We start from the raw sequence: 14,572 nt of genomic DNA, 5'->3' as shown, positions 1-14,572 counted from the left end.
AAAAATGAGCACGAATACTCAGACGTTGGACGCAATTTACAATGCAGGTGAACGTCTGGTTCCGGGAGAGACTCACGGTCGAGATGAAGTGGTTCGTCATAAAAGCAGTTATCAACTGTTTCGTGATGTTATTGAAGCCGACATCTTGCGTGATCCGTCAATGCTTGTGTCTGGTATCACTATCCTGGACATCGGCTGTGGCACAGGGCATGGGACCTTCATGCTCGGTGAAATTCTGGGCGCACAAATCGTGGGCATCGATCCAAGTATCGAGTCGGTTCAGTACGCAAAAGATAACTACGGCGCGAAAAACATTCAGTATGTGAACGGCGATGCCGAGTCATTCGTGCGCGATGCCCATTCATTCGACTACGTCGTCTCTCGCCATGCGCTAGAACATGTCGTGGATGGCCTGAACTTTGCGCTTAAAGTTCATTGCCGGAAACGTCTGATGGTTAACGTTCCATTTAACGAGGGGGATGGTAACGTCCACCACCTCGTTCACTGGATCAAAGAAGAGCATTTCGAAGCCTATCCGAATAAAGAGTTCTTTTACGAAGGACTGGATGGCGTTACCGAACTGACGCGTACCGAAGAAAATCCGCCAAACTCGATTCTTTGCATTTCCAGTGCTCCTGAACTGAAGCCTGTGCGCGAGCTTTTCGAGTTTCCGATCGCAGAATGGAAGCCTGAGTTCCTGCAGAACCTGGGTATTGAAAGTCTTGAGTCGGATCTTGAACAGCGCGAGTTGAACATTCAGCAGCTTCATGCGCAGATCCAGCAGCGTGAGCAGTATTTCATTGAGAAAGAAGCTCAACTTGACGCGCATCACTCAAATTTGCGCGACCTGGAAAATGACATTCGTCGTCGTGAAGCGTGGGTCGCAGAGAAAGAAACTCAACTCGCTACTCATGAAGCAAACCTGGCTGGTATGCAGGCAGACCTCGTACGTCGCGAAGAGATCATTGCCAATAGCAAGATTGCTCGTCTCGCACTGAAAGCAGGTTCTTATCGCAAATGAAGGTACTTCAGGTCAATGGTTACGAGTCACCAGGTCGTCGATTTAATGGTCTATCCATTACGCCGCTTCTGAAAAAATACGATGTCGAATCTCGACACCTTATTTGGGAGAAGGATACTCAGAACCCCGAAGTCCTGACTTTCGAGGGAAAGAACACAAGGAAAATCAACCGGATTATCAATCGGGTTGAACGCCTGACTTCAATGCAGTCGGTGTTGTATCCGCACGCCAAGCAGATGATGAAAATGCCTGCCTTCGAGGAGGCAGATGTACTGCATTTGCACATCATCCACTCGGGTTACATGAGCCTCGGCGACCTGCCGGAAATCACCCGTCGCAAACCGACGGTGTGGACGCTGCATGATCCGTGGGCAATGACCGGGCATTGCGTCTACCCGTTTGAATGCAAGCGCTGGATGACTGGCTGCGGTAAGTGTCCTGACCTGGATATTCACTTTCCACTGCTGATGGATACCACGCGGTTTTTGTTCAAATACAAAAAACGCGCTTACAACAAATCGAAGTTTGACGTAATCGTTGCCTCGAAGTGGATGCGCGATATGGTCGAGGCTTCTCCTCTTTTCGAGGATGTTGATATCCACCAGGTACCGTTTGGCCTGGACCTTGATTTCTTCAATCCCAAAGCCTCGCCGGATGCGCGTAAACGCTTCGGTATTCCCGATGATGCGTTGGTCATTTGCTTCAGGGCTGTGGATAACCAGTTCAAAGGGCTGCCATACATCATCCAGGCACTTGAGCGTATTAGCGCCAAACAACCGGTCTGTCTGCTGACGCTCAATAGCAAAGGTTTGATGGAGCAGTTTGCCGATCGATTCCAGTTGGTTGAGCTTGGCTGGACCAACGATGAAGAGCAGGCCCGGGATGCTTTTGTCGCGTCAGACATCTTCCTGATGCCGTCGATCGTAGAAGCCTTTGGCGTAATGGCCATTGAAGCGTTCGCTTGCGGCAAGCCGGTGATCGTGTTCGAAGGGACTTCGTTGCCAGAAGTAACTTTCGCTCCGGAGGTCGGGGTGTCCGTACCGATGCACGATGGAGAAGGACTCTACCGTGCCCTGCAACACCTGATCGACAATCCGGCCGAACGTGAAGAGCGTGGTCGCAAGGGACGAGAGATTGCCGAGTTGCACTATGGTGACGACTTGTATGCCCAGCGACTGGCGGAGATATACAAAACGGTTGCTGCTAAATGAAAGTACTGCTTTTAACTGATATTCCACCTTGCCGTAACTTTACTGCAGGTTTGGTACTGGATCGGTTGGTCGGTTTTTTGCCCAAGGACCAGATCGCAATTTGTGCGGTTGTTAATCCGGCGCTGAACCCGGAGATTCCGGCGGAACTTGACGCAGTCCCCAAGCTGATTTTAAAGAAGCCACGAGAAGCAGCTGTTCGAGTGTTGCCTCGTAAAGCAGGGATACTGTCGGCGTTTCCGTTTGAATTGGTACAGGCTGGTCGCGTTAGCAAAGAGTTGCTGCCGCAGATCGTCGAGTTTGCCAAGGCGCAGAAAGTTGATGCGGTGTGGGTCGTATTGCAAGGCCAGACGATGGTGCGTCTGGCCCGTCAATTGACCAAAGCCCTCAATGTGCCGCTACTGACTCAGGTCTGGGATCCCTTCGGTTGGTGGTTGCAAGCGAACCTCATCGATGGGTTTACTCGCCGTCGTTTGCTCAAGGAGTTCGACGAAGTCATCAAGGGTAGCGTTTCCTGTGCCACCGCGTCGTGGGCGATGTCCGAAAACTACACGAGCAAGTACCGCGTCGTTAATGCGCCGGTAATTGCCGGCCTGCCTCGTGAACTGGCATTGCCGCCCGCAACCCGCGCGCATGATAGCGATGAATTTATCATTGCCATGGCCGGGCAATTCTATGCACAGACAGAGTGGGAGTGCCTGCAACACGCCCTGAATGCCTGCAACTGGAAAATTGCCGGTAAACGGATTCGTGTGCGTGTCATGGGTGGGGCTTTCAAAGTATTCACTCAGAGTCCGTCAAACTTCGAGTACCTGGGTTGGCAAAGCCAGGAAGAGACCATTCGACTGTTGTCCGAGTCGGACCTCCTCTATTTGCCTTACTGGTTCTCGGGCGAGTACCACGAAGAATCCAGCAACAGCTTCCCGTCGAAGGTCGTCACTTACTTTGCCGCGGGCCGGCCGGTGTTTTGTCATGCGCCGACTTACGCCTCTCCAGCAAAGTACATCAAGGCCAATGATGCTGGCTTCCTTTGCGAGTCACTCGATACTTCGGCGATCATCAGCCAATTGGAGAGAGCCGTTCAGGACACCGAGGCGTACGGTCGTTTTGCCGCCAATGGCCATTCATGCTTCATGAAGGATTTCACTCTGGAACGCATGAAAGAATCCTTTCTTGCGTTTTTGGGAAATCACACCAAAGCATCAATGGGGCTTTCTAATTGAGTCAGAATATCCTCACCGCTCATGTAAGGCACTTCGATCTAATCAAGCAACTGATCAAACGCGATGTTGATATGCGATTCAAAGGGGCGCTGTTGGGCGTCCTTTGGCCGCTGATCACGCCATTGATGACGTTGGCGATGTATGCCGTAGTGTTTGGCTACTTTTTGCCTTCTCGTTGGCCTGGTGTCGAAGGCATCACTGGTTTTGCGTTGATGTTGTTCCCCGGTCTGATCGTATTCACGTTTTTTGCTGAATGCGTAAACCGCGCGCCCAACCTGATTACCTCAAATCCCAATTTCGTCAAGAAAGTGGTGTTTCCGGTCGAACTATTGGTTTGGGTACCCATCGGCTCAGCCGTGTTCCAGCTGTGCCTGAGTGTGGTCGCGTGGGCGGCTATTGCGTTGTTCGTCAACGGCGGACTGCAATGGACCATTGTATTTCTGCCAATCGTCATCGCCCCAATGGTTTTATGCCTGTTAGGCATTACGTGGTTCCTCAGTGCCCTCGGGGTTTTCCTGCGGGATATCGCGCAGTTGACCATCGTGATCACCCAGGCCTTGATGTTTTTCTCCCCAGTGCTCTATCCACTCGACAAGCTCCCTCAGTGGGCCAGTCAGTTGATCATGCTCAATCCGCTGTCGTTCATCGTTGAGCAGGCGCGATTGGTAATGATTAATGGCGTGCTTCCCAACTTTCAAGGGTTGTTGATCTACGCCTGCGTGAGCCTGGTCGTCTGCTGGCTCGGCCTTCGCTTCTTCAGATCTGTCAGACACGGCTTTGCGGACGTTTTATGAGTATGGACATGACTACAGAAGTAAAACCGCAACCGGTCATCGAAGTTGTTGGTCTTGAAAAGGCCTACCACATTTATGACGCGCCCCATGACCGCCTGAAACAGATCTTTCTCGGTTGGAAGCGCAATTACTATCGCGATTTCCTCGCACTGAAAGACGTCAGCTTCGAAGTGCTGAAGGGGCAATCAGTCGGTGTGATCGGTCGCAACGGTGCCGGTAAAAGCACTTTGCTGCAACTGTTGACCGGGACACTGACACCGACCAAAGGCTCGGTGAAAATTAACGGGAAGGTCGCCGCAGTCCTGGAGCTGGGTTCGGGGTTCAATCCAGAGTTCAGCGGGCGCGAAAACATCTACCTGTACGCCAGTTTGTTTGAACTGAAGAAGTCTTGCATTGAGGAACGGTTCCAGAAGATTGTCGACTTCTCGGAACTGGGCGATTTTATCGATCAACCTGTAAAGGCCTACTCCAGTGGTATGCAGGCTCGATTGGCGTTCTCCGTAATTGCTCATGTCGACGCAGATATTCTGATTATCGATGAAGCCTTGTCTGTCGGGGACGCGTTCTTCGCGCAGAAGTGCATGCGATTCCTGAGACAGTTTCAGGAGCAGGGCACGATTCTATTCGTAAGCCACGATCTTGCTGCAGTAACGGCTTTTTGCGATCACGCTATCTGGCTTGAAGGTGGTGTTGTTCGCGATGCTGGCAGCGCGAAAGACGTCTGTGAGAAGTACTTTGCGCAGCTCTACATGCAACATACCGGTGCCGAGGGCGCGGCTCCGGTGGCGGTTGAGGCAGGCGTCGAAGAAGAGATCGAAGATGTAGTCGAAGAAGAACCAATCGACGAAGTTATCGAGCAACGTATCGTCATGCATGACGATGAGTCCATCGCCAAAGGGGCTCAAGAAATCGAGAGCTTTGGCTTCAACCCACAGTCTTCAACATTCGGGACCGGTGGCGCAGAAATACAAAAAGTCAGTTTCACCAATGCCAACGGTCGCCAGCTCACGGTCTGTGAGGGGGGCTGAAGTTGTCGTCAAGGTTTCAGCCAAGGCGATCCACGATGTGGATTTGCCGATTATCGGTTTCATCATCAAAGACCGTTTGGGGCAGCCTTTGATCGGTGGCAATACCTACCACTCCTATAAAGAGTCACCGGTCAGGGTTGCTGCAGGCAAGCGAATTGATGCCGAATTCCATTTCAAGCTACCGATTCTGGCCGTTGGTGACTATTCGATCGTGGCCGCTATCGCCAACGGTACTTTGCATGAACACGTGCAACTGCATTGGATGCACGACGCCGTATTGTTCAAAGTAGTTGCTACGAGCATCGACGGCGTCATCGTCGGAGCGCCGTTGGACAAAATCATTCTTACCTCTAAGGCCTGACCCGACCATGACACAACAACAAGATCCAGGGCGGTTAGCCTGGGCGGATGCTTGCCGACTGATTGCGATGTTTGGGGTGTTGCTCATCCATATTTCGGCACCGATTTTTTACGATTATCGAAATATAGAACTCAATAGTTTCCTGGTCGCTAACGCCCTCGACTCGATCGCGAGGGTTTCTGTGCCGCTGTTTGCAATGCTTTCCGGGGCATTGTTGCTGGGGCGAGACATGTCCAAAGGGCTGGGCGGGATTGTGTCCAGGGTTCTGAAGGTCGCTATCCCACTCGCGTTCTGGAGTGTGCTGCACGTTTTCTGGCTTAACTACTGGACCGGGAAACCGCTCGATGTTCCGAATGCGCTGTTCCAAGCCCTGCAAGGACCGGTGATGTATCACCTGTGGTTTGTCTACATGACCATCGGTGTTTACATTCTGCTGCCTATTCTCCAACCGATTTCGGTAGCTCTACTGGCTAGCAAACGATTCGCGGCTTATTTCTTCGGCGTTTGGTTTGTGATCAACGCGGTGACAGTTTACTTTCCGGTCAACATCCTCACGCATCTAACGCTCTCCAACTTTTTGAGTTGGCCTGGCTACTTCCTGCTGGGGTTCTATCTCATTCGCTCGGATATTCTGAGTAAGTTTCCTGTCTGGTGCAGCGGGGTCGTCTTTTTCCTGGCGAGCCTGGCGACGTTCCTGATCAGTTGGCGCCTCAATTCGTTGTCACCCGTTCCGAACGAGACCGCCTTCCTGTATTTCAGTCCTAACGTATTGATTGCAGCGTGCGCCGCATTCCATATGATCAGGAAAATCCGGGTGACCGCTGTGTTGATCCGCCCTGTGGCGTTTTTGTCGAGCATCGTCTTCCCAGTCTATTTTATGCATTTGTTGGTAATCGACCTGATCAAGGCAGGGATGTTCGGATTTACCTTGAACCTTGCCGCCATGTCGACATTCACGGCAATTTTCAGTCTGTCGCTGGCAACCTTTGCCGTTTGTCTAGTTCTGGCTGCGTTGACTCGCGTGATACCTTATTCGTCAAAACTGGTTGGCTGACTATAAAATTTTGATAAAAGCCGCTTGAAGACGGCTTTATACGAGGGGGCAAAATGACCGTAAACGAATCGATGGGCTCATTGCAGCAGGATTCCTCGGTAGAGGATCCTATAGATCTCACCATTGTTATTCCTTGCTTGAACGAAGCGGAAAACATTGTCGGTATTCTTGATAGTGTGAAAGCAGCAGTCGCCGGGCAGCCGTTCACCACTGAAGTCATCGTTGTCGACGATAAAAGTGATGATGAAACGTACAGCCTTGCATCCGCCTGGGGGGATGCCAACAAAGTCCAATTGCCGGTTCGAGTGATCAGCCGTTCATTGCATCGTCGCGGCTACGGTGCCGTTGTTCGGTACGGTGCAGCCCACGGCATCGGTCGGTATTGCATATTTGTCTCCGCAGATGCCGTTGACCCGATTCACTTGATTCCAGCGCTCTACAATGAGATGCAGAAGGGCGCCATCCTGGCTCAGTGCTCGCGTTATATTCAAGCTGGTGATGACGGAACCATTCCATTCAAATACAAATTCTTTCAATTCTTCTTCCGAATTGGAGTGCGTGTAGCGTTGGGTCAATATATTCCGGACTCGACCTACGCATTCAAAATGTTTCGCAGAAGAGAGACCCTGGGCGTTGGGCTTAGCCAAAACAGATTCAGCATTAGCCCGGAGATCACCTTTAAATCTATTTTGATGGGCGGCGAAGTCAAATATATCGCTGGTGCGCAAGGTGTGCGCGAACGTGGGGTGTCAAAGTTTATCTTCCGAAAGGAAGGACTGGGTTTTGGGTATTGCTTGATTAGGGCTTTTTTGCACAAAACGAAATTAGTTTATTGGTTTTGATGTATTTATAGTCAATGTATTTGGAATCCCAGTGCCTAATTTTATTGTTTCGTTCTTCAGATGTTTGCCTGTAAGTCGTCGTGTTCTTGAGGCTTATTTAGTAGCGTTGATTCTGATCGTTGCTGCTTTTCCTGACGTGATTTTCAATCAGGCTAGCTTGCGATTAACGGATCAGATAACGGGTGCTTTTAATGGGGTTCCTTTAAAGCCTTTTTACCCTATTCCAAACTCGACTGGATGGTGGGCGGGCTACAATGATAATGGGGGGGCTACTTATCAATCGGAACCCATGATCCAGTTCATGGCAAACAGTATTAAAAATGGAGAGTCGCCTTATTGGAATCCTTATTCGGCGGCAGGGGCTCTAGGTCCAGAAGCGCTTGTTGATCAGAAATTTTCTTTTTTGACCCTTCTCAATGCGGTGATGGGTGGCAGTTCAATTGTCTATAATCTCGTTATCTTGGGGTTTGCCTATTTCGCGGTGTTCTTTGTTTACCGGATTGTCAGAGAGCGATTTGGCCTGACAGCACTGGCAGCGACGTCTGCCTGTATTTTTTACTTGTTAAATGGATACATCACTGCAAATTTTGGCTCGAATGTCACTCAGAGCTATTTTCTCGTTCCGCTGTGCTTGTATGCGGCGTTGTCGTTTGTTCAGTTTACGTCTGTGTTGAGATGGATTTCGGTAGTTCTATCCTTCGCATTGTTTTTTTCGTTTACATTTATGCCGACTACTATTACCTCGATCATTGCGATGGGGGTCGTAGTGATTGGTTTTATTGTGCAGGCGATGAGAGAAAGAGACTGGTCAATCAAGCATGTCACTTTACTGTTGTCCTTGCTGGCGGGCGGGCTGTTGGCGTCGTTGCTGTTGTTGGCGCCGCTGTATTTTCCGTTTGTGGAGAGCCTCTCCAGTCTCGGAACATTGGATGATTATTCGAAGCGCGTATTTTGGTCGCTAAATTTTCCCTATGCACTCGCATCGTTCTACTCTCCTTCACACTTGATTGAGTCTTATAATGCGATGGAGCCCGCGGCGATTCTTTGGGACACGGGTGCCAGCTCTAGCTCTATCATGGGGAATACTGTCTACCACAGCGGAGTCATCGCTATTGCGTTAGCGGGATGTGCTCTGTTTCGAAAGACGGATCACTTCAAGTGGCTGGTTCGATTGAGCTTCATCGGTATTACGCTTGTGGTGGTCAGATTGTTTGATCCGCTGTGGATCAACTTTATTTTTAAGTATTTGCCTGTTGTCGGTAATATTGGAAGCCAATATTGGTGGCCAGTCATCATGACGTTGATGACGTTTATGGTAGGTTTTGGTGTTGCTGCAATTCAGGCACAACGGTTCAGGTTGTTTCCCGCTTTCATCCTGATGCTGATTTGTTGTGCTTCTGTTGCAGTCATGTTCAAGGTTTACGGGCTTCGCGAGCCTCATATTGACTACAAAACCAACTCCTTGATATTTTTGGTTGGGTTGTTGATATTCATAATGTTTAGTCTACTGTTGATTAGGGTATTTAATAATTCACGCTTTTCAAATCTGCTGATCGGAAGCGCTCTGATTGTAATGTTTACAGAGTTGCTGGTGGGTGGGAAGATGATTCGTTTTGAAAGAAATGATCTATTTACGAATATTCCTGTCGCATTGAAGTATGTAAAAGATAACGCCGGTTTGTACAGGTCGTTAAACTTTGGTCAAGGCGGGCTGTATCCTGAGTTGGGCTCTGCGTTTGGGATTCAAGAACTTACAACTATCAACCAAGGTTTATTGCCTGCCTTTAAGGACTACTTCTACGCGTCCATAAATCTGGAGAGTCGCCAGCGACTCGGCTTCCATCCGACGTTAGCACCGGAGGGAGCCTTTCCTTCATTGATACTCATTCAAGACACCCCCTCGAGTAATAAAATTGACTGGGCGGCTGTCAGTCTATTGGGCGTTAAATACCTGATCCTGCCTACCACTTACACTTCCTATCGAGCCGAACTAAGGTCGCTTGGCTTCTCGGAGGTTTTCGCAAGTGATGCAAGTGTGATTGTGGAAAATAAAGGTGTGTTGCCTCGGGCTTTTTCAATCGATAAACCAGTCGGGGACGCTGGCGCATTCAGTCTGGCGCGTGGTTTCGAGAGTACCTTGGCTCCGGCATCCATTGACTCTTATCGTAACGGGATGGTGTTGATCTCGGGAGCAGTCAGTCGCGAATCCCTGGTGGTACTGACGGATAACTGGCACAAAAACTGGTCCGCAACCTTAAATGGTAAAAAAGTACCTATCCTCAAGATCAACGGCACGCTGCGTGGCATTGTTGTTCCAGCAGGAGATTATCAAATTCGAATGGACTATCAGCCTGCTTCCTTGTCCGTGGCGATTGGCTCTTCTCTTTTATTATCCTGTTTCTGATTGTCATTGGTTTCAAGCGAAGAGGTCTTGACACCGCAGTGCGGGCCCGCCTTGTCTCATGAGATGTGCTGGTCGTGGCAACCATCAGTTCAACAGGCAGATTCTGTTGTGGACAGTATTTGCGCTGCAAAGCTAGTTGTTTTCAAGCGCTCCTCTTTTTTGGATGAAAAGGGGAGTGGATCACCCTATACTCCCGCGCAGGGACGGGGTTTCAGAGTAATCCTGGCTGACAGATCAGTAGTATGAGTCAGTAAATCATTGTTTCACAAAGCCAGAGTTGAGAGTTGAGTTTTATGCGCCATATAAAAAAAGGCCACATCTTTTTACTTTTGAAAATTTTGGTAGCCGTTGCGTTGGTTGTCGTATTGTTAAATAGCGGCCAACTAGACTTTGGCTCGATTGTCGTTGTTTTCGATAATCTTAATTATTTCGTTCCGGCGTTGATTTGTCTTTTTTAGGCATAGTGATCAGCGGGTTTCGTTGGTGGTTGCTGTTACGCGCAACGGGTAATAATATTCCGCTGGGGACGGTGATTAACCTTCAACTTATCGGTAGTTTTTTCTCTACCTGGTTGCCCGGGGCTGCGGGAGGAGACGCTGTCAGAGGGGTGCAGGTTTTTCGGTTGTTAAATAATGGCAGGTCCACGGCATTGTTATCTATTGTTACAGACCGTGTTTTTGCAATGATCGGTCTGATTTCAATCGCAGCGTTAATTAGCTTTTTTCTATCAGCTGCCATTTCTGCCGATGCGACTGTGTTTGAATACATGGGCTTACTCAAAGTTCTTGTTTATCTCTCCGTTGCAGGCGTGGTATTCGGCGTGCTTGGTGTGTATTTGGCATTGCGCTTTTCTGTGATTGGTTACTTCCCTGCGAAGGTTCGTCATTACCTGCATCCTTTCGGTGTCACCATTCTTATGTATCTTCGTGCATGGCCAACTTTGCTTCTGTGTTGGCTGGTGTCAGTGTTGGCAACGGGTATTGTCATCATTGGCATGGTCACAATCGCGTCTATTTTCCCCTTCGCCGCGAACCCACAGATCACGGCCATCGCAGGTGTTTTTGGTAACTTGTTTTCTGTCATCCCTATCACGCCTGGTGGGTTAGGGGTTGGCGAGTCCGTATTTTCCAAGGTTTGCGTCGAGCTTTCTGCTCGGATAGCCCCCTTCGCTACGATTTATTTCAGCTTCCGGGTAGGGATGCTGATCGTGAACATCCCCGGTATGATTGTTTCCTTGTTCTACAACACTGCAAAGCATCGAGAAAAAGCGGATTCTTTGAGTCGTATTCAGTGAGCTCTATTTTCAACGTCGGGCAAGGGCAGGGCGGTAGCTGAGATGAGTTTTTCCCAGAGGCGGGTTTTGTTTCTGACCGATTTAATCCGTTGGTGACGATTGTTATACCGGTGTATAACGGCGCTGAGTTTCTGGCGGATGCTATTCAAAGTGCGCTAGACCAAACCTACAGTGCTATCGAAATTATTGTCGTCAATGACGGCAGCAATGACAGTGGCGCAACTGAACGTGTAGCCAGGTCCTTTGGCAATGCTATCCGCTATTTCTCAAAGAGTAATGGCGGTGTTGCATCAGCGCTAAATCTGGCCATTCTGGAAATGTCCGGCGATTATTTTTCCTGGCTCAGTCATGATGACCTCTACGTCGCGGACAAGATCACCAATCAAGTCGCGTTTATATCGGCGCATGGCGATTCTCAGACTATTGTTTACTCCGATTTCTCTATTTTCACGGATAATCGGGTGGACGGTGCTGTGCCTGTCGTTATGCCGGGTGTGCGTGCGGAACACTTTCGTTACTGGATCACGGCTGAAAGCGCATTACATGGCTGCAGTCTGCTAATACCGCGGTCGGCGTTCGACAGCGTTGGCCCTTTCAACGAAAGCTTACGAACTACACAGGACTACGAGCTTTGGTTTCGGATGGCGGCTCACTATCGCTTCGTCCATCTTCCTCAGGTCTTGATGGGCGCTCGTAGCCACGCCAATCAGGACACGCATAAGATTGCCGATGTCGCTTTTAAAGAGGCCGGGAATCTGTATCTCGAATTTGTAAAGTTGATTGAGCCTTGCGAAGTACCTGGTAATTCGCCGGTGGAAATAGGCATCAGCTATTTGCGGTTGGCTTCGAGTCTGTGGCAACGAGGTTTTGACGATGCAGCGGCTCATTGTGCCGCAATGGCGCGCCACTACGGCGCTTCTTTCGTTCAGGTTGTTGTCGCACAATTGATCGCTTACAGCGCCAGGATTGCCAGGCGAGTCGCCCGCACGTTATTTTCACCTCAAGCCAGACAGGTTATACGCCGATTTGTCGCTCGTATGCCTCCTTTCCAGCGAGGCCGATAGTTTCCTTGAACAATCCTCAAAAGCTGTTTTTGCATGCGCCTAACGTGCATGTCGGTGGCGGTCTGACGCTTCTGAAGGCTCTTTACTCAGCGCCTGAGTTGAGCATTTATTTTGAGCAGGTGGATACCCGAGCGATACAGCAACTGCCGCCATCACTTGGTGAAAGGCACTACGTCCGTCCATCCCTTTTTTCCCGATTGGCGGCAGAGGTTCGCCTGTGGCGCCGTGTCGCCAAAGACGATCTGGTGCTGTGTTTCCACGGATTGGTGCCTTTATTTCCATTGAAGGGCGAGGTAGTTGTTTTTCTGCAGAATCGAATTCTGCTTACTGAGGACAGCCTGCAAGATTACCCTCTTAAAACGAGAGTGCGCCTTTCGGTTGAACGCTTGATGGTCAAGAGACTGGCCCGCAGAGTGAAGAGGTTTATCGTCCAGACGCCTTCGATGGCGGTGCAGGCCCAATCCTTCCTGGGGCCTGGGGCAACTGTTGTGATCTGTCCTTTTGTTGTTGCGACTCCGGCGTCCGTTGAGACGCTTCAGGATAAACGCTTTGATTATGTTTACGTGGCCAGTGCCGATCATCACAAAAATCACCACAAGCTTTTAGAGGCTTGGTGTCTATTGGCACAACAAAATGTTCGACCCCGGTTGGCGCTCACCGTATCGCATGGCTCATCGCTGGCAATGGAAATTGAAAGGCTAAAAGAACAATGGCAGTTGAACGTGGTCAACTTTGGGCATGTAAGCCCGCTCGAGGTTACAGCGTTGTATGACCAATCAACTGCGTTAATTTATCCCTCTACCACCGAGTCCCTTGGATTGCCATTGATCGAGGCCAATGAACGAGGGCTGCCGATTATTGCTGCTGAACTTGATTATGTTCGAGACGTCGTTGAGCCGGTTCAGACCTTCGATCCCGATTCTCCTGTGTCCATTGCTCGCGCAGTGAAGCGGCATCTTCGAATAGTCGAATGCCCTCAACCGGTGCATGGACCTGAAGTGTTTTTGAAAGAAGTCCTTCGATGAAAGTTTTGGTGTGGACACAGTATTTTTGGCCTGAGAATTTTCACATTAATCAGGTAGTTGCCGAACTACGTGAACAGGGGATGGACGTCACCGTACTGACGGGTAAACCAAACTACCCCGATGGAGAGATTTTCTCGGGTTATCGCGCTTTGGGTATTCAGACCGAGCATCGCGAAGGCGTGGAAATTATCAGATTACCCTTGCGGCCTAGAGGTAAGAGTTCGGCCAAGGGGCTGATACTGAATTATCTTTCGTTTATTGCGTCGGGCTATGTACTGGGCCCATGGGCATTGCGCGGGCGATCTTTCGATGTGGTGTTTGTCTATGCCCCGTCGCCGCTGCTTCAAGCGTTGCCGGCAATATTTATTTCCTGGACAAAGCGTGCCCCTCTTGCATTGTGGGTACAGGATATTTGGCCTGAATCCTTGCAGGCGACAGGTTTTATCAATAATCGTCGTATTCTAAAATTAATTGAGTACGTTGTTCGTTATATTTACCGTTTTTCCGATTCGATACTTATTCAATCCGAAGGTTTTCGGAGCTCTGTTCAGCGGTTATCCAACGATACGAGCAAAATAAAATTTTTCCCGAATTCTGCTCAAGACTCCGCTGTTACGGTCGAGCCGAGTTCGCTGGACATGAGTCGTGTTTCTGGTCAGTTCTCGGTTGTTTTCGCCGGGAATGTTGGTATCGCTCAGTCATGTACGACTATCGTCGAGGCCGCGAGGATTTTGCAGGCCTACAAAGATATTCGGTTTTTTATTGTCGGCAGCGGAAGTATGGAGAATACGATTGCTGGCATGATTCACGATGAGCAGCTGGATAACATCGAGTTGATCGGGCGTGTGTCGCCTGAGGAAGTGGCAAGCATTTATGCTGCGTCCTCTGTGCTGCTGCTGACCCTGAGAGACGATCCGACATTGGCGGCCACAGTGCCTAGCAAGTTTCAAAGCTACCTGGCCGCGGGCAAGCCCATTATTGCATGTTGTAATGGGCAGACAGTGCAACTGCTGGCAGAAGCGAAGGCCGGGTTGAGCTGTGCCGCGGAGGACTCCCGGCAATTGGCTGAGTCAGTGCTTGAGTTGTATGGCAGTGAGGCTGCCCAGCTCGAAAAAATGGGTAAAAACGGACGCGATTTTTTTCTCGGTCAGTTCCATTTGCCGGCCAAGGTTTCTCAATTGATCAAGCACTTCAAAAGCTTGGTAAACAAACCCAGGGATTGAATCTGTAAGTAGCGCAGTGGGGAGAGGAAAT

Annotated in this window: 13 protein-coding genes; all 13 read left to right on the top strand. The window is 49.8% G+C overall.

The window, feature by feature from the left end:
* The first annotated feature begins 4 nt into the window (after nt 1-4).
* The 13 genes from AB4N76_RS05585 to AB4N76_RS05525 all read left to right on the top strand — a co-directional run bounded on the left by AB4N76_RS05585 (nt 5) and on the right by AB4N76_RS05525 (nt 14,541).
* Complete coding sequence (locus AB4N76_RS05585; protein WP_077431582.1) at nt 5-1,021, top strand: class I SAM-dependent methyltransferase; 1,017 nt, start codon at nt 5-7, stop codon at nt 1,019-1,021.
* Entirely contained in the window at nt 1,018-2,232 is a 1,215-nt protein-coding gene (locus AB4N76_RS05580) for a glycosyltransferase family 4 protein (protein ID WP_046031761.1), read from the top strand. Before AB4N76_RS05585 ends, AB4N76_RS05580 begins: the two co-directional genes overlap by 4 nt.
* Nucleotides 2,229-3,452 (top strand): glycosyltransferase, encoded by a 1,224-nt coding sequence (locus AB4N76_RS05575; protein WP_077431583.1) that lies wholly within the window; start codon nt 2,229-2,231, stop codon nt 3,450-3,452. The genes AB4N76_RS05580 and AB4N76_RS05575 overlap by 4 nt, the downstream gene beginning before the upstream one ends.
* Before the next feature lie 71 nt (nt 3,453-3,523).
* Entirely contained in the window at nt 3,524-4,246 is a 723-nt protein-coding gene (locus AB4N76_RS05570; RefSeq protein ID WP_052961900.1) for an ABC transporter permease, read from the top strand.
* Between the two features lie 8 nt (nt 4,247-4,254).
* Nucleotides 4,255-5,274: an ABC transporter ATP-binding protein gene (locus AB4N76_RS05565; RefSeq protein WP_460164250.1), complete on the top strand. Its 1,020-nt coding sequence runs from the start codon at nt 4,255-4,257 to the stop codon at nt 5,272-5,274.
* Nucleotides 5,275-5,311: 37 nt separating this feature from the next.
* Nucleotides 5,312-5,635: a Wzt carbohydrate-binding domain-containing protein gene (locus AB4N76_RS05560; RefSeq protein WP_460164249.1), complete on the top strand. Its 324-nt coding sequence runs from the start codon at nt 5,312-5,314 to the stop codon at nt 5,633-5,635.
* Between the two features lie 7 nt (nt 5,636-5,642).
* The gene (locus tag AB4N76_RS05555; RefSeq protein ID WP_077431584.1) at nt 5,643-6,689 is read left to right on the top strand and encodes an acyltransferase; all 1,047 of its coding nucleotides are present in this window, start codon (nt 5,643-5,645) and stop codon (nt 6,687-6,689) included.
* Between the two features lie 53 nt (nt 6,690-6,742).
* A complete protein-coding gene (locus AB4N76_RS05550; protein WP_218191592.1) occupies nt 6,743-7,531 on the top strand; it encodes a glycosyltransferase family 2 protein in 789 nt (262 codons plus the stop codon).
* Between the two features lie 31 nt (nt 7,532-7,562).
* Nucleotides 7,563-9,935 carry a hypothetical protein gene (locus tag AB4N76_RS05545; RefSeq protein WP_460164248.1) on the top strand — a complete coding sequence of 791 codons (2,373 nt, stop codon included), beginning with the start codon at nt 7,563-7,565 and terminating at the stop codon, nt 9,933-9,935.
* Nucleotides 9,936-10,380: 445 nt separating this feature from the next.
* Nucleotides 10,381-11,229, top strand: coding sequence for a lysylphosphatidylglycerol synthase transmembrane domain-containing protein (locus AB4N76_RS05540; RefSeq protein ID WP_460164247.1), 849 nt, complete (start codon nt 10,381-10,383; stop codon nt 11,227-11,229).
* 92 nt (nt 11,230-11,321) lie between these two features.
* Nucleotides 11,322-12,293: a glycosyltransferase gene (locus AB4N76_RS05535; protein ID WP_460164596.1), complete on the top strand. Its 972-nt coding sequence runs from the start codon at nt 11,322-11,324 to the stop codon at nt 12,291-12,293.
* 5 nt (nt 12,294-12,298) lie between these two features.
* The gene (locus AB4N76_RS05530) at nt 12,299-13,318 is read left to right on the top strand and encodes a glycosyltransferase (RefSeq protein ID WP_139348102.1); all 1,020 of its coding nucleotides are present in this window, start codon (nt 12,299-12,301) and stop codon (nt 13,316-13,318) included.
* A complete protein-coding gene (locus tag AB4N76_RS05525; RefSeq protein ID WP_046031767.1) occupies nt 13,315-14,541 on the top strand; it encodes a glycosyltransferase family 4 protein in 1,227 nt (408 codons plus the stop codon). Before AB4N76_RS05530 ends, AB4N76_RS05525 begins: the two co-directional genes overlap by 4 nt.
* Nucleotides 14,542-14,572 lie beyond the last annotated feature (31 nt).

It is taken from the genome of Pseudomonas sp. S2_F03, from assembly GCF_054668335.1.
The sequence above is the reverse complement of the archived record's forward strand: the minus strand, read 5'-3'. Positions and strand labels throughout refer to the sequence as shown.

Coding starts and splice junctions, on each gene's coding strand:
- AB4N76_RS05585 (WP_077431582.1), top strand. CDS start 5: ATGAGCACGAATACTCAGACGTTGGACGCAATTTACAATGCAGGTGAA.
- AB4N76_RS05580 (WP_046031761.1), top strand. CDS start 1,018: ATGAAGGTACTTCAGGTCAATGGTTACGAGTCACCAGGTCGTCGATTT.
- AB4N76_RS05575 (WP_077431583.1), top strand. CDS start 2,229: ATGAAAGTACTGCTTTTAACTGATATTCCACCTTGCCGTAACTTTACT.
- AB4N76_RS05570 (WP_052961900.1), top strand. CDS start 3,524: ATGCGATTCAAAGGGGCGCTGTTGGGCGTCCTTTGGCCGCTGATCACG.
- AB4N76_RS05565 (WP_460164250.1), top strand. CDS start 4,255: ATGACTACAGAAGTAAAACCGCAACCGGTCATCGAAGTTGTTGGTCTT.
- AB4N76_RS05555 (WP_077431584.1), top strand. CDS start 5,643: ATGACACAACAACAAGATCCAGGGCGGTTAGCCTGGGCGGATGCTTGC.
- AB4N76_RS05550 (WP_218191592.1), top strand. CDS start 6,743: ATGACCGTAAACGAATCGATGGGCTCATTGCAGCAGGATTCCTCGGTA.
- AB4N76_RS05525 (WP_046031767.1), top strand. CDS start 13,315: ATGAAAGTTTTGGTGTGGACACAGTATTTTTGGCCTGAGAATTTTCAC.